This window comes from Salinigranum marinum (assembly GCF_024228675.1).
Taxonomy (GTDB): domain Archaea; phylum Halobacteriota; class Halobacteria; order Halobacteriales; family Haloferacaceae; genus Salinigranum; species Salinigranum marinum.
In genome coordinates, this window is the sequence record NZ_CP100461.1 from 3,005,254 (window position 1) to 3,027,781 (window position 22,528).

General features: G+C 69.3%; 27 protein-coding genes. 16 read left to right on the top strand and 11 right to left on the bottom strand.

The window, feature by feature from the left end; translation table 11 throughout:
* Positions 1–93 precede the first annotated feature (93 nt).
* Positions 94–1,347, top strand: a complete 1,254-nt coding sequence (locus tag NKJ07_RS14935) for a hypothetical protein (RefSeq protein WP_318567594.1) — start codon at positions 94–96, stop codon at positions 1,345–1,347.
* A gap of 72 nt (positions 1,348–1,419) precedes the next feature.
* Positions 1,420–1,872 carry a low molecular weight phosphatase family protein gene (locus NKJ07_RS14940; protein WP_318567595.1) on the top strand — a complete coding sequence of 151 codons (453 nt, stop codon included), beginning with the start codon at positions 1,420–1,422 and terminating at the stop codon, positions 1,870–1,872.
* Positions 1,873–1,966: 94 nt separating this feature from the next.
* Here the strand turns inward: NKJ07_RS14940 and NKJ07_RS14945 are convergent, their stop codons facing one another.
* Positions 1,967–2,140 (bottom strand): hypothetical protein, encoded by a 174-nt coding sequence (locus NKJ07_RS14945; protein WP_318567596.1) that lies wholly within the window; start codon positions 2,138–2,140, stop codon positions 1,967–1,969.
* A gap of 5 nt (positions 2,141–2,145) precedes the next feature.
* A complete protein-coding gene (locus tag NKJ07_RS14950) occupies positions 2,146–4,617 on the bottom strand; it encodes a DUF5059 domain-containing protein (protein WP_318567597.1) in 2,472 nt (823 codons plus the stop codon).
* Between the two features lie 196 nt (positions 4,618–4,813).
* On the opposite strand from NKJ07_RS14950, the gene NKJ07_RS14955 reads away from it, so the two are divergent.
* The 4 genes from NKJ07_RS14955 (at position 4,814) to NKJ07_RS14970 (ending at position 7,863) form a co-directional block, all read left to right on the top strand.
* Complete coding sequence (locus NKJ07_RS14955) at positions 4,814–5,122, top strand: DUF7552 domain-containing protein (RefSeq protein WP_318567598.1); 309 nt, start codon at positions 4,814–4,816, stop codon at positions 5,120–5,122.
* Positions 5,119–5,892, top strand: a complete 774-nt coding sequence (locus tag NKJ07_RS14960) for a DUF7260 family protein (protein WP_318567599.1) — start codon at positions 5,119–5,121, stop codon at positions 5,890–5,892. Before NKJ07_RS14955 ends, NKJ07_RS14960 begins: the two co-directional genes overlap by 4 nt.
* A gap of 208 nt (positions 5,893–6,100) precedes the next feature.
* Positions 6,101–7,249 (top strand): PGF-CTERM sorting domain-containing protein, encoded by a 1,149-nt coding sequence (locus tag NKJ07_RS14965; protein ID WP_318567600.1) that lies wholly within the window; start codon positions 6,101–6,103, stop codon positions 7,247–7,249.
* Between the two features lie 95 nt (positions 7,250–7,344).
* On the top strand, positions 7,345–7,863 hold the full coding sequence (locus NKJ07_RS14970; RefSeq protein ID WP_318567601.1) for an Lrp/AsnC family transcriptional regulator: 519 nt from the start codon (positions 7,345–7,347) through the stop codon (positions 7,861–7,863).
* Positions 7,864–7,929: 66 nt separating this feature from the next.
* Here the strand turns inward: NKJ07_RS14970 and NKJ07_RS14975 are convergent, their stop codons facing one another.
* Together NKJ07_RS14975 and NKJ07_RS14980 are read right to left on the bottom strand one after the other, a co-directional pair.
* Complete coding sequence (locus NKJ07_RS14975) at positions 7,930–10,569, bottom strand: heavy metal translocating P-type ATPase (protein ID WP_318567602.1); 2,640 nt, start codon at positions 10,567–10,569, stop codon at positions 7,930–7,932.
* Between the two features lie 93 nt (positions 10,570–10,662).
* The gene (locus NKJ07_RS14980; protein ID WP_318567603.1) at positions 10,663–11,262 is read right to left on the bottom strand and encodes an AsnC family transcriptional regulator; all 600 of its coding nucleotides are present in this window, start codon (positions 11,260–11,262) and stop codon (positions 10,663–10,665) included.
* A 297-nt stretch (positions 11,263–11,559) separates the two neighbouring features.
* On the opposite strand from NKJ07_RS14980, the gene NKJ07_RS14985 reads away from it, so the two are divergent.
* Positions 11,560–11,712, top strand: coding sequence for a DUF7563 family protein (locus NKJ07_RS14985; RefSeq protein WP_318567604.1), 153 nt, complete (start codon positions 11,560–11,562; stop codon positions 11,710–11,712).
* A gap of 264 nt (positions 11,713–11,976) precedes the next feature.
* Here NKJ07_RS14985 and NKJ07_RS14990 read toward each other — a convergent pair whose 3' ends face one another.
* The 4 genes from NKJ07_RS14990 to NKJ07_RS15005 all read right to left on the bottom strand — a co-directional run bounded on the left by NKJ07_RS14990 (position 11,977) and on the right by NKJ07_RS15005 (position 13,445).
* Positions 11,977–12,171 (bottom strand): cold-shock protein, encoded by a 195-nt coding sequence (locus NKJ07_RS14990; protein ID WP_318567605.1) that lies wholly within the window; start codon positions 12,169–12,171, stop codon positions 11,977–11,979.
* Positions 12,172–12,456: 285 nt separating this feature from the next.
* Positions 12,457–12,732, bottom strand: coding sequence for a hypothetical protein (locus NKJ07_RS14995; protein ID WP_318567606.1), 276 nt, complete (start codon positions 12,730–12,732; stop codon positions 12,457–12,459).
* Positions 12,733–12,838: 106 nt separating this feature from the next.
* Complete coding sequence (locus NKJ07_RS15000) at positions 12,839–13,231, bottom strand: peptide ABC transporter ATP-binding protein (protein WP_318567607.1); 393 nt, start codon at positions 13,229–13,231, stop codon at positions 12,839–12,841.
* Positions 13,224–13,445, bottom strand: a complete 222-nt coding sequence (locus NKJ07_RS15005; protein WP_318567608.1) for a hypothetical protein — start codon at positions 13,443–13,445, stop codon at positions 13,224–13,226. Before NKJ07_RS15005 ends, NKJ07_RS15000 begins: the two co-directional genes overlap by 8 nt.
* A 131-nt stretch (positions 13,446–13,576) precedes the next feature.
* Here NKJ07_RS15005 and NKJ07_RS15010 point away from each other — a divergent pair, with 131 nt between their 5' ends.
* Entirely contained in the window at positions 13,577–14,146 is a 570-nt protein-coding gene (locus NKJ07_RS15010; RefSeq protein WP_318567609.1) for a hypothetical protein, read from the top strand.
* A gap of 78 nt (positions 14,147–14,224) precedes the next feature.
* Here the strand turns inward: NKJ07_RS15010 and NKJ07_RS15015 are convergent, their stop codons facing one another.
* Positions 14,225–14,425 (bottom strand): hypothetical protein, encoded by a 201-nt coding sequence (locus NKJ07_RS15015; RefSeq protein ID WP_318567610.1) that lies wholly within the window; start codon positions 14,423–14,425, stop codon positions 14,225–14,227.
* A 377-nt stretch (positions 14,426–14,802) separates the two neighbouring features.
* Here NKJ07_RS15015 and NKJ07_RS15020 point away from each other — a divergent pair, with 377 nt between their 5' ends.
* From NKJ07_RS15020 to NKJ07_RS15035, 4 genes are all read left to right on the top strand, one after another.
* A complete protein-coding gene (locus NKJ07_RS15020) occupies positions 14,803–15,603 on the top strand; it encodes an ATP-grasp domain-containing protein (RefSeq protein WP_318567611.1) in 801 nt (266 codons plus the stop codon).
* 230 nt (positions 15,604–15,833) lie between these two features.
* A complete protein-coding gene (locus NKJ07_RS15025; protein ID WP_425504769.1) occupies positions 15,834–16,583 on the top strand; it encodes a 2-phosphosulfolactate phosphatase in 750 nt (249 codons plus the stop codon).
* Positions 16,584–16,629: 46 nt separating this feature from the next.
* On the top strand, positions 16,630–17,397 hold the full coding sequence (locus tag NKJ07_RS15030) for a sugar phosphate isomerase/epimerase family protein (protein ID WP_318567613.1): 768 nt from the start codon (positions 16,630–16,632) through the stop codon (positions 17,395–17,397).
* Between the two features lie 83 nt (positions 17,398–17,480).
* Positions 17,481–18,134: a helix-turn-helix domain-containing protein gene (locus NKJ07_RS15035; RefSeq protein ID WP_318567614.1), complete on the top strand. Its 654-nt coding sequence runs from the start codon at positions 17,481–17,483 to the stop codon at positions 18,132–18,134.
* Between the two features lie 63 nt (positions 18,135–18,197).
* Here the strand turns inward: NKJ07_RS15035 and NKJ07_RS15040 are convergent, their stop codons facing one another.
* The gene (locus tag NKJ07_RS15040; protein WP_318567615.1) at positions 18,198–18,710 is read right to left on the bottom strand and encodes an SHOCT domain-containing protein; all 513 of its coding nucleotides are present in this window, start codon (positions 18,708–18,710) and stop codon (positions 18,198–18,200) included.
* Positions 18,711–18,853: 143 nt separating this feature from the next.
* Between NKJ07_RS15040 and NKJ07_RS15045 the strand changes: the two genes are divergently transcribed.
* Together NKJ07_RS15045 and NKJ07_RS15050 are read left to right on the top strand one after the other, a co-directional pair.
* Positions 18,854–19,843 (top strand): phosphotransferase family protein, encoded by a 990-nt coding sequence (locus NKJ07_RS15045; RefSeq protein ID WP_318567616.1) that lies wholly within the window; start codon positions 18,854–18,856, stop codon positions 19,841–19,843.
* A 90-nt stretch (positions 19,844–19,933) separates the two neighbouring features.
* The gene (locus NKJ07_RS15050) at positions 19,934–20,377 is read left to right on the top strand and encodes a hypothetical protein (protein WP_318567617.1); all 444 of its coding nucleotides are present in this window, start codon (positions 19,934–19,936) and stop codon (positions 20,375–20,377) included.
* A gap of 231 nt (positions 20,378–20,608) precedes the next feature.
* Here the strand turns inward: NKJ07_RS15050 and NKJ07_RS15055 are convergent, their stop codons facing one another.
* The gene (locus tag NKJ07_RS15055; protein WP_318567618.1) at positions 20,609–20,998 is read right to left on the bottom strand and encodes a DUF2237 family protein; all 390 of its coding nucleotides are present in this window, start codon (positions 20,996–20,998) and stop codon (positions 20,609–20,611) included.
* A gap of 169 nt (positions 20,999–21,167) precedes the next feature.
* Here NKJ07_RS15055 and NKJ07_RS15060 point away from each other — a divergent pair, with 169 nt between their 5' ends.
* Both NKJ07_RS15060 and NKJ07_RS15065 read left to right on the top strand, forming a co-directional pair.
* Positions 21,168–21,866, top strand: coding sequence for a DUF7504 family protein (locus NKJ07_RS15060; protein ID WP_318567619.1), 699 nt, complete (start codon positions 21,168–21,170; stop codon positions 21,864–21,866).
* A 279-nt stretch (positions 21,867–22,145) separates the two neighbouring features.
* Positions 22,146–22,526 (top strand): urease subunit beta, encoded by a 381-nt coding sequence (locus NKJ07_RS15065; RefSeq protein WP_318567620.1) that lies wholly within the window; start codon positions 22,146–22,148, stop codon positions 22,524–22,526.
* The last annotated feature ends 2 nt before the right edge of the window (positions 22,527–22,528 follow it).

A 22,528-nucleotide genomic window follows, 5' to 3' on the forward strand; every position in this document is an offset into this window, starting at 1 on the left:
CTGACAGTTACTAGTGACGAGCGTCGGTTCGCTCGACCGATCCACCCGCGGTTCGCGCCGAACGTTCATCACCCCGGGGTGAGACACCAGGTCATGTCCAGTACGGCGTCGCTCTCGGAGCCGCGAGTGCTCGCGCACACGAAGCGCCGCCTCTTCCCCGACGCGGACGAGCCGAACACGTACTCGGTCGTCGACACACAGTTCGCGATGGACGAGTGGCGCTCCGGCGAGTCGATCCCCCCGGACGTTCACGAACGGCTCGCCCCGTTCAACCACGTCCGGGTCGGATCGGGCTATCCGGATCTCGTTGGCGTCCGACTGCTGGAGTCGGAGCTCCTGGCGGTCGAGCGGTTCGGCGACCAGCCCCCGCTGATCGCCGTCGAGGCGAAAGGGCGGACGAGGTCGGGTGCGGTCGACGTCGAGCGCGGCGTCGTGCAGGCGTACGACCGCCTCCACGAGGCCAACGCCGCCTACCTCGCGGCACCGGTTCGAGCGATCTCGCCGTCGGCACGGACGCTGGCTCGCGAACTCAACGTCGGCGTGCTCGGGGTCGAGACGGACGGAGCCGTCGAGGCGCTGGAGGTGCCGCGCGTCGTCGGGAACCGGACCGCCGACGACGCGACGGCCATCCGGTTTCAGGCCACCGCACAGGGGGTCGCGAACAGGTCGTTCGGACTGAACCACCCGAAGAACTACCTCGCGTACCCGCTGGCGCTATCCCACGACGGCGACGCGGAGACAGTGCTCGCCGACCGGGTCGTCCGAGCGACCGACGACGCCCGCCGGGGGGCGGCGTTTCTCGGGCTGGTCGACGACCGCCCCGACGGAGTACGGCTCACCGCGCTCGGTGAGGAAGTCGTCAGGTTCGCGCTCGACCGGTACGGCTCGGTCGACGCGGCGCTGGGTGCCGTCGAGGAGTGGAAACGGTCGCGACGGCGGTTCTGCGACCTCGCGCCCGAGTGGGGGCTGCTCACACGGCGCGTCGTCTGGGCGTATCCGGCGACGCGACTGCTCGTCGAGGAACTCCAGACGATGCACGACGACGGGATCGCCGAGCCCACGCTCGTCGACCTCGTCGAGTGGCTCCACGTTCAGCACCCGACGTTCACCGTCGAACTGTTCGTCCGCGGGACCGACGACGCGCGCTCGCGGGTGCTCGACGCCGACGGTGACCTCCGCCGCGCGACGCTCGAAGACGGCAACGTCTACCACGCGCCGACCGTCTTTCAGCTGAAGGCGATGCTGTACCACGCGGGCGTCCTCACCGAGCGGGGTGCCGAGCCACACCGGCTCGACCCTACGACCGACGTGTGGCGGCTGCGGAACCCGCTGGACGCCCGCCGGTGATGAGGGAGCGCTCCGGAGCGGTACGGAGAGCACATAGCGACACCTAACAACGACCCGCCTCGACTCGTCAGCATGAACGACGAGACAGTCAGCTTCGCGTTCGTCTGCGTCCAGAACGCCGGCCGGAGCCAGATGTCGACCGCCTTCGCCGAACGCGAACGCGACCGTCGCGGCCTCGGCGACCGAGTCGAGATCGTTACGGGCGGCACGCATCCGGCCGACCACGTCCACGACGGGGTGGTCGTGGTCATGCGAGAACTCGATATCGACCTCTCCGACCGCACGCCGCGCGAGGTGTCCACGGCGGAGCTGGAGGCGTGCGACGTCGTGGCGACGATGGGCTGTTCGACGCTCGAACTCGACGCCGTCGTCGACGTCCGGGACTGGGCGCTCGCCGACCCCGACGGGCAGGATCTCGACGCGGTCCGTACGATCCGTGACGAGATCGAAGGGCGCGTGGTCGCGCTGTTCGACGAGTACTTCGGCGAACGGGAGCAGGGACGGTCGACCGCCGAGTCGGCCTGACCTCGGTCCGGTTCTCCCCCACGTAGTCTGTCGCGACCGTTCGGCTGGCATCCGCGTCCGGTCCGCGTCTGGATCCGCGGTCCAGCGTCGGCCGCTACCGTCGGACCGTAACCGGATTCGCGGCCGAGACGAACGGCTCTTCCCCGGCGGCGGCGAGCGAGAGCCGTCCGTCCTCGTCACGACGCTGTTCCCAGACCGGCAGGACGGGAATCCCGTAGTCCGCGGGGCACCTGTACCGGGACGCGATCAGCCACGTGCGGGCACGCATCTCGCTCACCCCTCGACGACGACCGTGCCGACCATGCTGGCGGCCTCGTGGGGGATACAGAAGTACTCGTGCGTGCCGGCGGTCTCGAAGGTGTGGACGTACGACTGGCCCGACTGGACCGCACCGCGACCCTCGTCCCATCCCGTCTCCGCCGCCGACCGGGAGTCGAAGCCGCCCGACGCCCAGTACGCGGCGCCGTCGGGGATATCCCCCTCGTAGGCGGTGACCGAGTGTGGTTCGCCGGCGGCGTGCGTCCAGGCGACCGTCTCTCCGACCGAGATCGTGAGTTCCTGGGGGGCGTACGCGACGGCGTTCATCTCCACTACGTGGTCGGCGTCCTCGGGGACGCCTTCGACGACGTTCGGGCCGCCTTGCAGGTCGGCGTCGCCGCCCGAGCCCTCGTTGGACCCCGCGGCCCCGCTCACGGGCGCGTCGTCGAGCGCGCCGGCGACGGCGAACTGCGCACGGAGGGTCGAGTCCGCGAACGCCGACAGCGTCTGGGTCGACAGTGACTCGATGAACGTCTCCAGCCTCGCCTCGAACGTCTCGTACGCGCCCTCGTCGGCCTCCTCGAGGAGGTCGTGCACCCGCGCCTCCTCGAAGTCGGCGAAGACGCCCTGGGCGAGCGCCCCCGCCGACTCGCCGAACGACCCGCCCGCCGCGCCGATGACGGCGTACATCGCCGCGACCGCCTGTTCGTCGAATGCCTGCGCGGCCGCAGTCACGTCTCCGCCGTCCGAGGCGGCGACCCGAATCTCGCTCAGTTCCGTCTCGAACGTCTCGTACAGTTCCTCGTCGGCATCTTCGAGCGCCTCGTGGAAGCCGCCCGCGCCGGCCTCGAAGCCCGCGAAGGCCCCTTCGACGACGGTTCCTGCGCGCTCCGTGCGGCCGAGCACGGCGAGTCCACTCGCATCGAAGCCGCGGGCGGCCATGACACCGGCCTCCGCGCCGGAGACGTGAGCGACGGTTCCGGCCTGGGTCTCGAACTGCAGCAGGGTGTCCATCGCACCGGCGAGGTGCGTGTCGGCCGCGTCCTCATCGCCGGCGTCGAGGGCATCGATGGCACCGACGAGGTGCTCTTCCTCGAACGTCTCGTACAGCTCCGTCGACGTGGATTCGAGCGTCTCGTGGAAGTCAGCCTCGTTCGCCTCGAACGTCCCGAACAGTCCCTGTGCGACCGCCCGTGCTCCCGAGAGGTCGCCCGTCTCGAACAGTTCGCGGGCGTCACCGAGCCGCGCGCGGAAGTAGCCCGCTTCGAGGACCGCCGGTTCGGGACCCGAACCGAGCGCCATCACGCCGGTCACGAGGCTCTCGTGGATGGTCGAGATGGCCGACTCCACGGCCGCGTCGTCGCCCGCGTCGATCGCTTCGATGAGTGCGCTGAGTCCCTCGTCCTCGAAGCCGGTGTACGCCGCTTCGCTGGCCGCTTCGAGCGCCTCGTGCGCCCGGGCGCCCTCGAAGTGCTGGAAGACAGACTGAACGGCCGAGCGTGCCGCCTCGACCTCACCCGCGGCGTAGAGCCAACCGGCGTCGTCGACGCGAGCCCGATAGAGCGTGAGCGCGGCGGCGTGAGCGAATTCGGTCGACGGGCCGCCCGTACTCGCGAGCGCCGCGGCGTCGAACGCCTCCGCCTGGTACGTCGACAGGTGGCCCGTCCCGGCGACCGCGGGAGCGCCGACGACGGCGTACGAGCCCGCAACGGCGGCCGCGAGGGCGTCGTCGGCCGCCGAGCGGACGGTCTCGACGTCGTCCGACCCGGCGGCCTCGACGACCGCCTCGATCCGGCCTTCGAACGCCTCGTACGACTCGGCGTCCGCCTCCTCGATCATCTCGTACGCCTCGCTGGCCTCGAACGATTCCATCGCTCGCTCGGCGACGGTGGCCGCGGCGTTCGCGTCGACCGGAGCCACCACGGCCGCGTTCTTCACCCGGCTCCCCAGGAGCTGGAGATCGAATGCCGCCGCCGTCCGCGCGTCGGTCTGTCCGCGGATGGCGGATTGGAGCTGCTGGTCCGCGTCGCTCGCGGCGTCGCGCGCGGCGGCGAGCGACTCCGATCCCAGTGCCTCGCCCAGTTCGCCGAGGTTCGACTCGAACGACTCGTACACCCGCTCGTTCGTCGCCTCCAGCTGTTCGTGTGCGCCCCACTCGCCCGACGACCCCTCGAAGCGCGCGAACACGTCCCGGGCGGCGGCGGCTCCGTCGGCGTACGAACCGGCGGTGCCGAGCGCGACGGCGTCGTACAGCCGGGCCCGCATCGCGTTCCACTCCGCGGCGACGGCAGTCGTGGCGCTCGCCGTCGGGGCTGACTCCGGCGTCTCGGTCGACGACTGCGTCGAGGAACCGCCCGCCGATCCCCCCGACGCGTCGTCCGTCGCCGTATCCGTCGTGGTCGAGTCCGCCGCGTTACAGCCGGCGAGGCCACCCACCGCGAGGGCGGCACCGGTCGTCCTGAGCAGGTCGCGTCTGGTCTGTCGCATGTTTTAGGCTCACCTAAACAATACAAAAGCCCGTCGAAGTTTAGGCCACCCTAAACCAAAACGATTATATTTTTTAGGCCGCCCTAAAAAGACGATGCAGAACCGAGACACCGTCGCGCGTTCGGGTGGTGAACGCGCTCGCGTCGGCCGAGATGGACGCCGGGACGTCGGAGTCGAGGCCGTGGGTGACTGACCGATGCGACGCGGGACCCTCCGCCGGCTTCGCCACGCGATCGACGCGATCGCGTCGCCGAACGGCGACTACCTCGTCAGGTGCGCGCGAACGGGCGTCCGACCGTTCCCGGTTTCGGGTCGACGCTTCCGGTCGCGGAACCACGCCGTCGTGGCCGCCCGACTAGCGACCCGGTTCCGGGGACGGTTGCGGCGGTACGATCCCGACACCGCCGTGTACGACCTCGTCGTCTGCGACGCTGGCGCGCACGAACGGGGACCGACCGACCGACAGCGAGAGCCCACGGCGGCCTCGAACGGGGGTCGAAGGTGACCGACTGCTGTCCCGTCGGACGGGCACGGCGGCGCGTCGCGGACGAACTGGAGCGGACGCGGGAGAAACAGCGGGCGCTCGACCGGTTCGAGTCCGACGTGCGTTCGATCACCGCCACGCCAGCAGGGGGACAGGGGACAGCCGTGGACGGCTTCGTCGCGACGGGAGCGGACCGGACCGCGGGCCACCGGCAGGTCCGACGCGCGTTCGAAGAGCACGTCCGTCCGCTGAGCGGCGACGCGCTCGAAACGCCCACGACGGTCCACGAAGCCATCGCGACGGAGTTCAGCCGGGACGTCGCCGTCGCGCTCGCGACCGTAGATGGCGGGCTCCCGTCGCGGCTCAAACAGGCCGTGCTCGACGAGTCGGCACGGCGACGCGACGAGATGGCCCTCACCGAGCGGGCGCTCGACCGGGAGCGGCAGTCGCTCGACGCGGCGTGTGAGCACCTCGACGAGGTCCGCGCGTGGCTCGACGACCGCGTCGACGTTCGGCTGTCGACCCGCGAGTTCGGAACGCTCGTGGCGTGGCACGGTCGGCTCGACGACCACCACGGGACGCTCGACGACGTCGCGGCGCGGCGACAACGGCACCTCGACCGAACGACGGCGATGGACGTCACCGTCGCGCTGAGTCACCGGACCCTGGCCGAGTATCTGTACGCCGAACGGTCGGCGACGTTCCCCGTGCTCGACGCCTGTGCCTCGTTGGCGGCGGCGTGTACAGCGGCCCAGCGCGGCATCCGGACCCATCTGTTCGGGAGCGCGTGAGGACGAGAGCTGACGACCCGTAGGGCCGACGTCCAGCGGGAGTCGGCCGAGGGCGAGTCGGCCTCGCGACTGAGTGGACGATCCGACAGTCACGGCTCGCAAACGTACCATTCGGGCGGTATTTTGAAGTGGAGCGACCTCCTGCGTGTACTGGTAATCGATGCTAAACGTACGGAGGTTCGGGGGACGGGCGGCGCTCGTGACGGTGATGGTACTGCTCGTGGTCTCGGCGGCGACACCGGCGAACGCCGCGGTGGGCGACGCCGACGAGGTGACACAGACCGGGAGCAACTACGTCGGTGGGCAGGTCGTCTCCGCGAGCGGGCAGGCGGTCGCCGACGCCACGGTGACGATCCCGACGAAGGACGGCCGGCTCGTGGCGACGACGAACGGTGCGGGCGAGTATCTCATCAACCTCCGGGACGCCACCTTGCCCGACGAGGTGCTGGTCGTCGCTGAGGGCGAGGGCTACGTGAGCACGTCGCGGGTCGTCGAAGCCGGGAGCCGCGAGATAGACATCACCCTCCTGCGGACGGGCAGACAGCTGTTCACCGTGTTCAGCGAGACGTACCACCTGGGAGACGACTTCGTCGAGCGCGGCGACATCAACGGCGCGCTCAGCGAAACCGTCGACGGCGAGACGCTCGAGCGGAGCGTCGTCATCGGGGAGATCCAGACGATGGCCGAGTTCGCGACGATGTTCTTCGTCCTCCAGGGATCGGAGATCGAGAAGCCGGTGTATCTCAACGGCCAACAGATCGGCACGCTGGACCAGTCGGACCCCGACGGGTCGACGAGCACACACGAGATCGTCTTCGAGCCCACGGCGCTCAGGCCCGGTCCGAACACGATCCGTATCGAGAGCCGCGAGGACAACTTCGAGGTCTCGAACGTCCGGCTCCGACTCGAGGACGTCCCGGCGGACACGCAGAACCCGGAGCTGTCGATCGAGAGTCCCGACGGCCTCACGGCGGGCGGGTCGGGCTCCTTCGCGGTCGAGGCGAGCGACAACGACCGCATCCAGCACCTGATCGTCACGCTCTGGGACGGGACCGAGCCGGTCGTCCACCGGACGACGGCGGGCGAACCGGTGTCGTTCTCACAAGCGTTCGACCGCGCGGGGACGTACACGCTCTCGGTCCAGGTGACCGACGGCTCGGGCAACCTCGACACGGCGACCCGTGAGATCACGGTCCAGGAGCCGACCCCGACGCCGGAACCGACGCCAACCCCGACACCCACGGCGACCGCCACGGTGACGCCGACGTCCGAACCGACCACGGTTCCCGGCTTCGGCCCCGGCGTGGCTATCCTCGCGCTGCTCGTCGTCGGCTTCCTCGCCCGACGCCGCAACTGATCGACGACGAGTGCCCCCCACGGCTCGCCCCGGTCGAACCGAACGCGGCGGTGGGGGCGCGACTCGTCGTGTCGGTCGGTGGAACGGCAACGTTGATGCGTCCGGGTCGTCCACGAGCGTCCACGACTCTGGAGGGACTCGACGATCTCGACCGGGCGATCATCGGCGCGCTCCAGCGCGACGCGCGTCACGCCTCGTCGGGCGACATCGCCGAGGCGATGGACGTCTCCGCGTCGACGATTCGCAAGCGGATCCAGCGGCTCGAATCCGAAGGGATCGTCACCGGCTACCACGCGACGGTCGACTACGAGCGAGCGGGCTACCCGCTGGCGGTGCTGTTGTTCTGTACCGCGCCCATCCCGGAGCGCGAGGAACTGGCCGCCCGGGCGCTCGGCGTCGACGGCGTCGTCGGAATCAAGGAGATCGCCACGAGCGAGGAGAACCTGCTCGTCACTGTCGTCGCCGAGAACACGGACGAACTGACTGCGATCGCCCGACGCCTCGCGGAGTTCGGACTCACGATCGGCGAGGAAGAACTCGTTCGGGGCGACGAGACGGTCCCGTTCTACCGCTTCACCGGCACCGAAGACGACGAGGAGCGGCCGGCGGCCTGACCGCGCCGACGGACCACCCGCCGGCCGGCGGCCATCGCCTGCCGGCCGCTCGTGACGACGCCCGCCCTATCGCCGCAGGAAGCCGAGGAGCCGGTAGTCGTGGTCCGGCGTATACCTTCGAAAGAGGAGGCTGTTCGTCAGGACCGACACGCTCGACACCGCCATCGCGCCGGCGGCGAGCACGGGCTGGAGCAACCCCAGAGAGGCGAGCGGAATCATCGCGGTGTTGTAGCCGAGCGCCCAGAAGAGGTTCTGTTTGATCTTCGCGAGCGTCCCCTCCGAGATCCGGATGGCCTTCACCACGTCGACCGGGTCGTCGCGCATCAGCGTCACGTCGGCGGCCTCGATGGCGACGTCGGTCCCCGAGCCGATGGCACAGCCGACCGAGGCCACCGCGAGCGCGGGCGCGTCGTTGACGCCGTCTCCGACCATCATCACCCGCCGCCCCGACTCCTGGATCGACTCGACGGCGTCGGACTTCTCGTCGGGGAGCACCTCCGCACGGACGTTCTCGGGGTCGATCCCGACCGCCTCGGCGACCGCGCGCGCGGTGCGCTCGTTGTCGCCCGTGAGCAACATCACGTCGGTGCCGCGGTCGCGGAGGGCCGCGACGGCCTCCTTCGCCGTCTCCTTGACCGTGTCCGCCGTGGCGACGACGCCGAGGAGTTCCCCGTCCGTCGTGCCGGTGGGCACGCTCGTGCCGGCGGGCACGCTCGTGCCAGCAGGCACGCTCGCGACCAACATCGCCGTCTTGCCCGCGGTTTCGAACTGCTCCATCGCTTCTGTCGCCGGGGCGGGATCGACGCCCGCGTCGGTGACGAGTTTTCGGTTGCCGACGAGGATCTCCCGCCCATCGACCGTCGCCCGGACGCCGTGACCCGGGACGTTCTCGAACGACTCGGGAGCGGACAGAGAGAGACCGCGCTCCTCGGCCGCGGCGACGATGGCGCGGGCCAAGGGATGTTCGCTCCCCGACTCGGCGCTCGCGGCGAGTCGAAGCACCTCCCGCTCGCTCGGTTCGGGGCGGGCGGCGATCTGGCCGCCGTCGGCGACCGCGTCGGCGTCCGCGCGGCCCAGCGGGACGACGTCGGTGAGACGCATCTCACCCGTCGTGAGCGTCCCCGTCTTGTCGAAGACGACCGTGTCGACGTCCCGCGCGCGTTCGAGGATGTCGCCACCCTTGAACAGGACGCCGTGTCTGGCACCGATCGTCGTCCCGACCATCGTCGCGGCGGGCGTCGCGAGGCCGAGCGCGCAGGGGCAGGCGATGAGCACGGCGGAGGCGAACACGACGACGGCGAACTCGAAGGGGGAGAGCGCGGCCGGGCCGCCGCCGACGAGCCCCCACAGCGGCAGGGCGTTCACTAGGCCGGCCAGTGCGTCGGGGAAGAGGAACCACGCGACCGCCCACGCGAGCGCGTTGACGATGACCGCGGGGACGAAGTACGCCGAGATGCGGTCGGCGACGCTCTGGATCTCGGGCTGGCGGCTCTGTGCCTCCTTGACCGTGCGGACGATCCCTTGGAGCGCCGTCTCGGAGCCGACCTTCGTCGCCTCGACCACGAGGAGCCCGTTCTCGTTGATCGTCGAGCCGACCACCTCGTCGCCCTCGCGCTTTTCGACCGGGACGGACTCGCCGGTAATCATCGACTCGTCGACCGCGCTCTCGCCCTCGACGACGACCCCGTCCGTGGGGATCTGCTCGCCGGGGCGGACCTTCATCCGGTCGCCGACCTCGACGTCCTCTAAGGAGACCTCGCGCTCGGTTCCGTCGTCGTCGACCAGGGTGGCGGTGTCGGCCTCCATCTCCAACAGCGTGCGGAGCGCCTCGCTCGCCTGGCTTTTCGAGCGGGCTTCGAGGTAGTTCCCCAGCGTGATGAACACGAGGATGAGCGCGGCCGTGTCGAAGTACAGCCCCTCGCTCGCGAGGACGCCCAGGAGGACGACGACCGAGTAGAGGTACGCCGTCGACGACCCCAGCGCGATGAGCACGTCCATGTTCGCCGTCCGATTCTTCACGAGCGCCTTGTACGAGTTCTCGTAGAAGGGCCGGCCGAGCACCAGCTGGACGGGCGTCGCCAGGAGGAACTCGACCCAGCCGAACGGGAGGCCGAAGACGGTCTCGGGGAGGACGCCCCCGCCGAAGAGGAACCGCTCGATCAGGAAGACGAGGAGGGGAGCCGACAGCGCCGCGCCGAACAGGGTCAGTCGGAGCTGGCGGCGGCGCTCCTCGTCGCGTGCGGCGTCGCGTCGTTCCTCGGCCGACTCCCCCGCCGCTCCGTCGTCCTCGCGGACGGGCGTGTAGCCGGCCGACTCGATCGCCGCGTAGAGGTCGCGACGGTCGGCGTCGACCGGGTTGTACGTGATCCGCGCCTCGTCGGTCGCGGCGTTCACCTGCGCGTCGACGACGCCCGGCGTCCGTTCGAGCGCGCCCCCCACCGTGTCGGCGCAGTTCGTACACGTCATGTCCGTGATGGCGACAGAGAGCGTCTCGGCGACCGGCGTGTAGCCGGCCTCTTCGACCGCCTCGTAGATCCGCGCGAGCGAGGCCCGGTCGGGGTCGTACTCGACGCTCCCCTCGTCGGTGGCGACGTTGACCGTCACGTCCTCGACGCCGTCGAGCGCCCCCACCGCGTCCGTGATGGTCGCCGCGCAGTTCGCACAGCTCATCCCCCCGATCTCGAGTCGGCTGCGTCGGTGGCTCATTACCTGTCCCTACGTGCCCCGTATTCAATCGGTTTGTCCTTTGGATCGTTCAGTAGATGAGTGCCCGAACGATCGAATACAAAGCGGAACCCGTCAGCCGGCTCCCTCTTTGAGTTCGGCGTACTTCTCGCGGAAACGCGTCTCACAGGAGGGACAGCAGAACTGGTAGAGGTCGCCGTCGATCCGGGTCGAGACGCCCTCCGTGTCGACCGTGTTCCCGCACTGGACGCAGGTGAGTCCGAACTCGGTCCCGCCGAGGTCGGGCGACCAGTCGACGCCGGAGAGAAGCGTCACGTCGTACGACCCGATCGCCGCCTCGTCGACGACGTCGAACAGCCACGCGGCGAAGTCGCTGTCGGGGACACGGGCCTGAAACACCAGGTGCGACTCGGCGGTCGTGAAGACGTGCTCGACCGAACCGCTGTCGAGGAGCGCCTGGCGGACCGCCGAAACCGCGGTCGTCGCGCGATCGACCTCGAGGTCGACGAGGACGGGCGTCCCGCCGTGGAGCTGTGTGCGGTCGACGTCGAGCGTGAACCGACGGATGACTCCCACGTCGCGGAGTCGAGCGACGCGGTCGGAGACCGCCGGCGGGGAGAGGTCGACGGCCTCCGCGAGGTCGCTGTACGGTCGCCGCGCGTCGTCCAGGAGGAGCCTGAGGATTTCGAAGTCGGTCTCGTCGAGGTCACGCATACGCACAGTGTGGACGCACGGAACAAAAGTTGACGGGGCGATAAACTTCGGATTCGAAGCGTCAGTGGCGGGCTCTGTCGTGGGGAACGACACTCCGAGGCTCGTGACGCCGGGTCGACCGCCACCCCCGAGCGCGCGGGCGCTTCTGCCCGCGTTTTCCGCCATCGGGCCGTGTCAATTTCTCTCACGATGAGTGTTACCGTGATGGCCCAAAAATCACCCAACTAGTTGGGTAGTGTAGATATATCCGTTCAGCCCTCATATGCAAATAGGGCAGAACCCCTGCCACCATCCATCATGAGTCACTGCACATACTGCGACACGTTCGTGTCGACTGACTTCGTTCGGGTGTTCGGCGACGAGAACGGGCGTGTGTACGCGTGCCCGAACTGTACGGCCAACGCCGGCATCCAGCAGGTGAGTGCCGAACGCAAGGCGACGATGGCCTGAGACGTTCCGGCCGGTCGCAGTGTCGAACGGTCCCGGAGTCCGACAAGGTCCCCCGAATCGCCTCAATGAACCCTTCGAAACCGCGCTGCTAGACCCCGCAGCGGCGACGTGACCCGTCCGAGAGACCGCCGTCGACACGCCGCACCCGTCGGTGAGGAGCGGCTACCTCCACGCGTTCGACGGGACGGGCGCACCGCTTTCGAGGGTAGCTCCGAGAAAATCGGGTAGTCGTTGTGTCGCCGAACGGCGACGTACTGAACTGTCTTACAGCCGCGTCAGATTCGCCGCGCGCGGACCCTTGGGGGAGTCCTGAATCTCGAACTCGACTTCCTGTCCCTCTTCGAGGTCCGGGCCGCCGACGTCTTCCATGTGGAAGAACACGTCGTCATCCGAGTCCTCAGTGTCGATGAAACCGTAGCCGCCAGTGTCGTTGAAGAAATCAACCGTGCCTTTCGCCATTGCATCTCGATGGAGGAGCACTGGCCGGATAACACTTGCGAAAGAATCGGCAGCCGAACGGCCGTTCAACCGACGGTCGACCACTTCGAAACGGGCTGCCCACAGATATTCGACATACATACAGTTATCTCGTTTGGCGTGCCCGATTCGGGCCGAACGGGAGCTGCGTTCTGTCGTATCGGTGGTTCGGGCGGGCGGTGGCGGCGCGTGCCGTCGAAGCCGGCCCGACGGCGGATCTCGGTCGGAACGGGCCCGAACCGACGGTTCGGAGCGGACGTGGCGTGGCTACTCGTCGTCCGTGCTCGACGGTCCGCCGAGCCACAGCTTGAGCCAGTCGGCGAGCGGACCGCGCATCCCGTCGACGGTGACGGTGACGCTCCCGTTGAATCGCCAGGTCGCACGCTCCGGGTCGTCGCCGTACGAGAGCGGGACGTCGAGCGTGAGCTCGTTGGCCGTGAGACGTATCGCCTCCTCGCGGTCGATCTCCTCGTCGAGGACCTGTTCGACGACGTCCAGCCACGTCCGTCCGGGCGGGTCCAGCTCGGGCACCTGTCCGTCCATACGGGCGCTTGGTTCCCGAGCCTACTTGTGTTTGTGTTCCGGGCACGACCTGCGCGGGGCTGGTCGGCCGGTCGTCGATCCCGGTCGCCGGACGCGGGCCGGCCGCCTACCGGAACGTCCGGTCGACGGCCTCGACGGCCGCCGCGAGCTCGCGGCCGACGGCCCCGAGGACGCCGCCGAGACGCGACTCGATCGGGGCGACACCGAGCCGACGGGAGACGACCCCCGGCTGTGCCTCCGCGCCGGCGACCGCTACGGTCCGGTCGCGGACACGTACCTCCACGGTGAGGTCCGTGGTCCGCAGCAGGTCGGTCAGACGGTCGGCCTCGCCGCCGGGGATCCCACCGAGCGCCCGCAGCGCGGCGGACAGCGACGGGAACTCCACGAACAGCCGCTCGCCGGTCGACCGGACCGCCGCCTCCGCCCCGTTCACCGTGAGCGTGAGGTCGGTCGCCACCGACAGCGGGGCTCTCGGCTCCGCCTCGGTCGGGTTACTCACGTTCGCGGGTGGTGACACGGACCGACCCATCGAGCCGCCAGTGAGCGTGTTCGGCGTCCGAACCGGTCCCGCTCGGCACCTCGACCTCCATGTCCTCGAACTCGTAGATAATCTCCGCACCCCGGCCTGTCAGCCGATCGTAGAGGCTGATCGCCAGGTCGGGCCACGTCGTCGTCTCGTCGATACGCTCCTCGGGACTGGTAGAGTCAGCCATACGACGAGACAAGGACTGTCAACACATATACCTTTGTTTCACCGCGGCTCCGGGCAGGGACGTGACAGCCGTCGAATACGTGTCTGACGCGGCCTCGGAAACTAAGTACCGGTCATACGAAGGGGACGGACATGGCGAAGGAGACCGTCCGGTATCCGGACGCGCTGGTGGCTCGGATCGAAGCGTTCGTGACGGATTCGACCGCGTTCGAGTCGAAGTCCGAGTACCACCGGTTCGCCTCCGAGTTCCTCCTCTCGCTGCTCGACCCCGACCACGAGCCTTCGGTGCTCGGCTACGGCGAGATATTCGACGACCTGGGAGCCGAACTCGACGACGCCCTTGCCGTCGGTGACGGCGACGAGGAACGGTTCTTGGAGACGTACATCCGGGTCCGTCGGCATCTCCTGCACGGGGAGCTCGACGAGGCGCGGGCGACCGTCGACGAGGCGTACGACGTCACCGACCGGGAGGCGCTGTTGCTCGACGAACTCATCGGCCAGTCACAGCGGGCCGGTGCGGAACCGGGTCACTCGCCCGTGGGACGGCGGGCGGTCGGCCCCGAACCGCGCGCGTCCACGAACGGCCGCTCCCGGAAGACGGAGGCGAACGGAACGACCGCGAGCGAGACAGGGCCGGTCGAGACGACCGGCGAGACGGACACCGTGGCCGCCGACGAGACGCCGGTCGAGTCCGAACACTGAGCGGTCCGTCCGACGAACCCCTCGTGGACGATGGGAGCGCTCGGGCGGCCGTCGACGCGTCCACCGAGGTCGCCGGCGTCAGTGTCGCCCGTGTTCACGGGTCTCGGCCTGTTCTTCGACCGATGCGAGCGCCGCCTCCTGTTCGCCGCGAGCGAGCCCTCCGGACTCGGCGTGGCGTCCGGTGTACTGTCTGCTCGGGATCAGCTCCCAGACGTCCCTGTCGACGTCGGGTGCTCGGTCGCGTCGGATCGCCACGAGGAGGGACTTGTGCGGGGCCATACGGTCCGATATCGGCCCGAACGGCGTAACGCGAGGGGACGAGTTACCTGTCTCTATCGCGGCCCGTCGTCGATCGATCGTCGTCGTCCACCGACCGTCGCCGTCCGACCGCGCCCGCGGTCGCGATCGCTGCCCGCACAGCGGGGTGAAAGTGAGAGACAGCGTCCACACCCACCGCCCCGTGAGGTGTTCTCCACCCGAAGACAGGGGGTCGTCGCGGATGGAGTGGAAGGGAGAAAGACGGGCGAGCGGGACCGGGGGAACGTCGGATGGGCGTCCGACGCGTCCGGTGTCGGGATCGCGGCCCCGAACGCCGTCGAGGCGGACCGCGACGCCCGACATGCGCGTTGAAGTGGGTACGGCGAGAACACTGCGGTGTGAGCCGTCGACCGACGCGTGGACCGACGTCCACCGATCGTGACGCCGGAGCGAGCGGCGGGACCGACGGTGAGGTGGACGGGACGCCCCGGCAGATCGGGATCACCTGTTCTCCCGACCACGTCGTGTTCTCGACCGTCGCCGCACGGCTCGTCGAGCGGGGGTACGCGGTCACGTTCTTCGACGCCGAGCGAGCCGTCCACGACGATCACCTCGGCCCACTGTCGCTGTTCGTGAACAAGCGGACGCGGCCGGCGTCGGTCGAATCCCTCCTGCGGGCCGAGCGGTCGGGCGTTCCGACGTGGAACAGTGCGACCGGCGTCTCCGCCTGCGTCTCGCGCTTCTCACAGCTCTGTCTGCTCGATAGCGTCGGCTTTGCGGTCCCCACGGCCTCCCGGTCGAAGCCCTCGGGCGAGTACGTCGCCAAGAACCTCTACCACTGGAACATGTCGCCCGAACTCAACGGCGAGGGTGACCTCTACGAGGAGTACCTCCCGGCGGAGCCGGTCGACTACAAGTACTACGTCGTCGACGATGGCGACGAGGTCCACGCGCGCGTCCTCCGCGCCACGTCGAAACTGTTCGGCGAGAAGCGGGTGCTCGGCGAAGCCGACCCCGTGCCGGCCCACGTCGACCGGATCCACGACCTCATGCACCGCGTCGGGATGCGCGCCGTCGGCGTCGACCTCGTCCGCGTCGACGACGACTGGTACGCGGTCGACCTCAACCCATGTCCCAGCTTTCGCAGGACCGGTCTGGAGGCCGCGCTCGTCGACTCCATCGTCGCCTGCGCGCGGTGAGTCGCCGTCGCCGTGGAAACTGTGTATATATCTCAATGGATCCGTTCTAGTAAACGTTTATTCGCCACAGGCGGAGAGTAAGCTACCTAGCCGATGTCAACGTGTTTTTCGTGGGGGTCCAGGGGACGCCACGTTCGATCCAAGCGAGCACCGTTCGGCGGCGAACGCTCCGTCCAGCGGCGCAGGGGAGAGGCGAGACCGGCACCGACCGCCGCACGCAGGGGCGAGCCGTGAGCCGCGACGCGCCCACGAACGGGCTCGACGGCCGGCTCATCGAGCGCTGCGAGGAGATCCCGGCGGAGCCGCCCACCGGGGACTACGTCGTCGTCGACGTGCTCCACTTCTCGAACACCGTGATCGAACTGTTCGAGAACGGTGCCGACTACGTCCACATCACGGACGAACGCGGCGAGGAGCCGGCGTTCAAGGCCGAACGGCCCGAAGCCCGGATCGGCGGGGCGACGACCCCGGCGTACGAGCCCGAGCCCGGTTACGACTTCTTCAACTCCCCGAGCTTCGTCCAGGACCTCGACGTCGAAGGGCGCCCGGTGAGCATGACCTCGTCGAACGGCGGGCGCACCGTGGCCCGCCTGCGCGCGGTCGTCGACCCCGCGAGCGAGGTGTACGTCGGGTCGACGATGAACGCGGGGGCGGTCGCAGACCACCTCCGCGGGAACGGCCGGACCACGTATCTGGTCAGCGCGGGCTCGCGCGGTGACGTCGCGATCGAGGACCACGTCGGGGCGACGCTCATCAGTCGTGCGCTCGACGGCATCCCGCTGGCGACGGCCGAACGCGAGGTGTTCCGCCGACAGGTGAAAGTCGCCAAGGGACCCGGCTACGCCCAGAAGAACGAACTCCGCCGGCGGGACGTCTGTGAGTACGCGCTCGCGTTCGACAGCCGCGCGGTCGTGCCGCGACTCGCGGACGATTCGCTGGTGGACGCGGCGCGACCGGAGACCGAACACGCCGCCGACTGAACGGGACGAACGGCTTTACCCGCCCGCGACCACCCTCCGGACACGAATGAGATTCGGTGCCGCGCTCGACCTCCGATACGACCAGTCGTTCGAGGCGTTCGTCGAATTCCTCGCCACGCAGGGGCTCTCACACGTCGAGATCAGGCAGGGCTACCTCGACGTCCACCCCGACGCGCCGACGGCCGACCGCGTCCGCGACGTCGCGGCCGAAGCCGACGTGACCGTGACGCTCCACGCGCCGTTCCGCGACTGCGATCTCGGAAACCTCAACGATCGGCTCCGCGAGGCGACGGTCGACGCCGTCCGCGACTCGCTCGACTTCGCCGCCGCCGCGGGTGCGGAAGCCGTCGTCGTCCACGGTGGGGCGGCCCGGCCGCGCTACCCCGAGCGCGTCCAAGAGCGCTCCCGCGAGCAGGCGGTCCGGTCGCTCCGTGCCTGTGCGGCGCACGCCGCCGCGGCCGGGGTGCCCCTCTGTGTCGAGAACCAGCGCGACACGTCCTCGAAGCGCCGGCACACGGCGACGCCCGACCGACTCGCGGCGCTCCTCGACGACGTGGACGCCGACCCGTCGGTGCTGAAAGTGACCCTCGACGTCGGCCACGCGAAGGTCGCGGGCGTCGACCCCCGGGCGTTCGTCGACGCCGTCGGCGACCGCATCGCCGTCGCGCACCTCCACGACAACGACGGCCGCGACGACGACCACAACCCCCTCCCGGGGTTTCGGGACGTCGCCGCGGCGGTCGGCGCACCGTTCAACGTGCTGGAGATGAAGTCGCTGGCGGACATCGAGCGGTGCGTCGCGGCCGTGGACTGATCGGCTTCCCGCGATGGGTGACGGTCCACGCTCGAAGGTGGCCGGCGGTACTGTTCTGTGTGCGGCGGTCCATACCCTCGCGTATGGCGCTCGCGAAACTGATCGTCGACCTTCCGTCGGGGACGTGGATCGGCGAGGTGTCAGCCGCTCACCCCGACGCCGTCTTTCGGGTGCTGGCCGCGGTGCCGGCCGACGAGACCGGGGTCGGACTGCTCGAGATCACGTCGGGGGAGCTGTCCGCGATCCTCGCCGCGATCAAGGACCACGAGGGGATCGACGTCGTCGAGGTGTTACAGGCGACCGGGAACGAGGCGCTCGTCCAGTTCGAGACGTCACAGCCGTTCTTGCTCATGGCCGTCCGCAACTCCATGGTACCGCTGGAACTCCCCTTGCGGATCGCCGCCGGACGGGCGAACCTGGAGCTGACCGTCGCGCACGGGCGGCTGTCGGAGCTCACCGCCCAGCTCGAGTCGTTTGGGATGTCGTACGAGGTCGAGTCCCTGCGACAGTCGCCCGCCTCTGCCGATCTGCTGAGCGAGAAACAGCGGGCACTCCTCGTCGCGGCCGTCGACCGGGGCTACTACGACACCCCGCGGACGTGTACGCTCACCGAACTCGCCGAGGGGCTGGGGCTCGCGAAATCGATGCTGAGCGAGCGGCTCCACCGCGTCGAGGGGACGGTGATGAAGGAGTTCGCCACCGGGGTGGAGGTGACCGGCTCCGACTCGATCGCGTGAGCGGCGTCGGCGTGGATAGCCAGGAGGTACTCGACGGACCGTCGGGCGAGGCGCGCGCCGTCGTCAGGCCAGTTCCGACTCCGTCTCCCGGTCGGGTCGACTCGCCCGCGTGCGACGACGAAGTCCCCCCCGGACCAGTCCGACGGCGTGCCGCGGCCGCGCGAGCCGGCCGGTCGGTCGGTCGGCGTCACCGGTCGATCCACCCACCAGAACCCGTTCGACGCGGCGTTCGAGCGTCCGCTCGTCGATCTCGCCGGCGACGTACGCCGCGGCGAGTTCGTCCAGCGGATCGGGACGGCGGTCCGACGCGGTGACGCGCCGATCGAGGCGGCGCGCAACGACGCCGACGCCGACCGCGAGCCCGCCCGTCGTGAGTACGCCGACGACGGCGAACACTGCGAGACCGACGGCCGGCGCGTCGCCCGTCAGGAGCAGCGCGAGACCGGCGACGACGACGCTGGCCCCGAGCACCGACAGCCCCAGGAGGAGCAAGCCGACCGCGACGGCGGTAGCGAGTAGGTAGAGCACGGCTCTGATCACCGCGAGCGTTCGGGGGTGCCTCACCGCGGAGTCCATACCATGAGTACCACCGGCCGTCACATAGCTGTATCCACGGTCGGGCGGTGCTCCGACCACACGGAGGGGCCCGGATCCGAGGGCGGCGAGCGATTCGGGCGGTCCCCGACAGGCGTTTCACACGCGGTCCCGTTACGAGGGGCGTGAACGTCCCCGACGCTGTCGCCGCGGTCGTCGCTCGCGAGTTCCCCGACAGCGAGGTCCACGCCGTCGAGCGGCTCGCCGGCGGCTGCAAGGACACCTACCGCGTCGAACTCTGCGACCGGGCGGTCGTCGTCGCGTTCCCCCGGGAGGCGTGGTACGCGCGGCGGTTCGCACTCGAACCGGCGCTGATGCGGCTCGTCCGGCGGGAGACGACGGTGCCCGTCCCGCGGGTGCTCGCGAGCGACGCCTCCGGACGAGTGGGCAGGTCGTACCACGTCACGACGGCCATCGACGCCGCGGATCTCGACGGTCGGTTCGCGTCGCTCTCGCGCGAGACGCAGGTCGCACTCATAGAGGCGGCCGGACGCGCGCTGGCCGAACTCCACGACGAGGTCCGGTTCGATGCCGTCGGCCCGCTCGTCGCAGCCGACACGGACAGGGGCGTGGCGGTCGATCCCCGGCCGTCGTGGCCCGCGTTCCTCGAGGAACTCGTCGATACGTGGGTCGGGGAACTCGACGGGAGCCGGTTCGCCGATCTGACGGCGACGTTCGAGGGAGTGTTGACGCCGGCGTCGTTCCCCTCCCTGGATCCGGCGCCGGTCTGTCTCCACTTCGACTACGCGCCGGGGAACCTCCTCGCCCGCGGAGGCGACCTCGTCGGCGTCGTCGACTGGGGGTTCGCCGTCGCCGGCCACGCCGAGTACGACCTCTTCGAGTTCGAGAAGAACTTCCTGCTCGGCCAGTTCGACTCGCCCGCGGTGCGGGACGAACTGCGGCCGCACGTGTACGCCGGCTACCGCGACGTGCGTGGCTTCGAGCCGGGGTGGGAGCGCCGACGCGCGTTCTACCGGGTGGCGTACAAACTCGCGAGCATGCGGTCGTTCCATCGCTGGGCCGGCGGACAAAGCGACCGCGCGCGCGCCGCGCTGGCGGCGCGGCTCCGTGCGGAGTTGGAGGCGGATCTCGAACGGCTCCGCCGGTACGAGTGAGACAACGTGCTATATGAACGCGTGCGGTGCTGTGCGAGGTGCGTACCGCACCACAGTACCACGATATGTGTCCCGACCGTCTACGGAGGTATGGCACAGGCAACCCCACAGCCAGACGAGATCGCGGCGAAGATGAAGCAGATCAAGATGATGCTGCTGGTCGGCGCGGTGTTCGCCGCCGTCGGCTACCTGCTCGTCGGGAGCGCGCTGTTCTTCGAACTCACGCAGTTCCACCCGCTGTTGAACGACTTCTTCGCGACCCAGACGGGACACAGCCTCGCGGGTGGCGGCCCCGACCGCGCCGGCGACGCCGCGCTCAACGCACAGCTCGCGACCATCCACCAGTGGCCGTCGACCCTGCTCTGGCTGAAGCTCGGCGGCGTCGCCCACATCCTGACGGGCATCTTCATCGCGCTCGCGGCCATCGTCCGCGCGCTGTCGATGATGCCCGACCGTCTCGGCTCACTCATGACCGCGACCGCGGGGACGACGCAGGGGCGGAGAAGCGAGAGCGCGACCCCGGCGGACGACTGAACCGACCGCGGAAGAACCGGAGAGGCGTTTTCCGATCCGGCGTGCGGAGCGGGGGCGGACCGGACGGCCCCGGCGTACGCCGGACTCAACCCTGAGAACCGACACCGCAGCTTCAAGTCGTCGGCGACGCGAAGACCGCTATGGACCGACAACAGCTGGTCGCGCTCGTGCTCGCCGGGCTGATGCTCTCGTCGTCCGTCGTCGCGGTCGCGTCGATCCTCTGACGCCGGCTCAGTCGTCGTGGTCGTCGCCGTCGCAGTCGGCGGCGTGCTCGCGGAGGAGCTCCAGCGGAACGTCGTCGAGGACGGCCGTGCTGGTCGCTTCGAGGACGAGCGGCGGCGCGCAGTCGGCCTCGTACGCTTCGAGCCACCGGCCGACACAGACGCACCACCGGTCGCCCGGGTGGAGACCGGGGAAGTCGAACTCGGGGCGGGGCGTGACGAGGTCGTTGCCCCGTTCGCGGCTGAACTCGAGGAACTCCTGGGTGACGACGGCACACATCTCGTGTCGCCCGCGGTCGTCGTCGAGGTGCCGGCAGTGGCCGTCGCGGAGGTAGCCCGTCTCGGGCGCGACGCTACAGGGCTCCAATGCGGTCCCGAGGACGTTCTCGTCGGTGGACATGCCCGTGGGTTGGGTCGGGAGGAGAAAAGTCCGGTGCCGGGAGGAGCGCACGACCGCCGACAGCCACGCGGGGGCAGACAGCGTCGTCTGACCGGTTTTGTGTTCGTATTTTCGGTTCTGAATAAGCAGTGCGCATCTTATATATTAGTAGAGGGCCAGTTGAAACAAGATGAGCAGAGGACGAGATCCTGCTCGGTCCACGCGCGAGTTGACGGACGGAGTGACGGTCTCGACGTTCGAACCGGGGTCGAACGTGCTCGTCCGCGACTCCTCGCTGGCCGGCAAACGTGGGCTCGCACTCGCGCTGTTGGCGGCGCTCCCGGTCGACGAGTGCCCGGTCGTGCTGTCGGCCGCCACCGACCCCGAACGGCTCCAGCGGCGGCTGGTCGACGCGGGGAACGCCGACCTGGGCGGCCGCTGGTACGTGATCGACGCGGTTCAGTCGCGGGTCGACGGTGAACGGATCGCGTGTCCCGACGGCGGCGATCGACGGACGTGGTACGTCGCGTCCCCCGGCGATCTGACCGGGGTCGGTATGTCGACGAGTCGGACGCTGTCGGCGGTCACCGAAACGGGCAACGGTCCGCGCATCCTCGTCGACAGCCTCTCGACGCTGTTGCAGTACAGTTCGTCCGAGCGCGTCTACCGATTCCTGCACGTCTGCAACGGTCGCGTGGCCGCCGTCGGCGGGGTCAGTATCCAGGTGACCCACTCCGACGCACACGCCGCGCGAACGGTCGGAACGCTCGCACATCTGTTCGACGTCCACGCCGGGGACGACGAGACGGTCACGGTGCGCACCGGCGGTTCGTCCGCGGCGTCGCTCCCGATGGGCGAGTTGCTCTCGAACCTGACCGCGATGGCGTAACGACGGCTGAGCGTGCCGGTGGGCTCGGCGGCCGCGGGCCGGCCGGCGGATGCGTTCCGGCGCTTGCCGCCACCGAACTGTTGATCCTCCAGCGCGGCGTCCAGATTCATCACGTGTTCGACCGAACAGAACTGAGAATGTGATCCGATTTGTCCGGCAAATGTCTCATCCGAAGGCATAGCTTATTACAATACCACTGTTTATTCGGGGACGCGACTGCGAACACGTACATCAGATGCATGACCACCAATATTCCACACAAGACGACGGACGGATCGAATGAACGGTGAGAAGTTGATACCGGGCGAGGTCGACCCGGGCGAGGGGAGCGTCGTTATCAACGAGGGACGCGAGACGGCCACCGTCGACGTGGCCAACACGGGCGACCGGCCGATCCAGGTCGGCTCGCACTTTCACTTCTTCGAGGCGAACCGCGCGCTGTCGTTCCCTCGCGAGGACGCGTTCGGCAAGCGCCTCGACATCCCCGCCGGCACGGCCGTGCGGTTCGAACCCGGTGACGAGGTCGAGGTCGATCTGGTGACCTTCGGGGGGAAACGGAGAGTCAGCGGGCTGAACAACCTCACGAACGGAGCCACGAGCCGGGATGCTCCCGAGAAGGCGCTCGAACGCGCCCGCGACGGCGGCTTCGAGGGGGCGTAGCG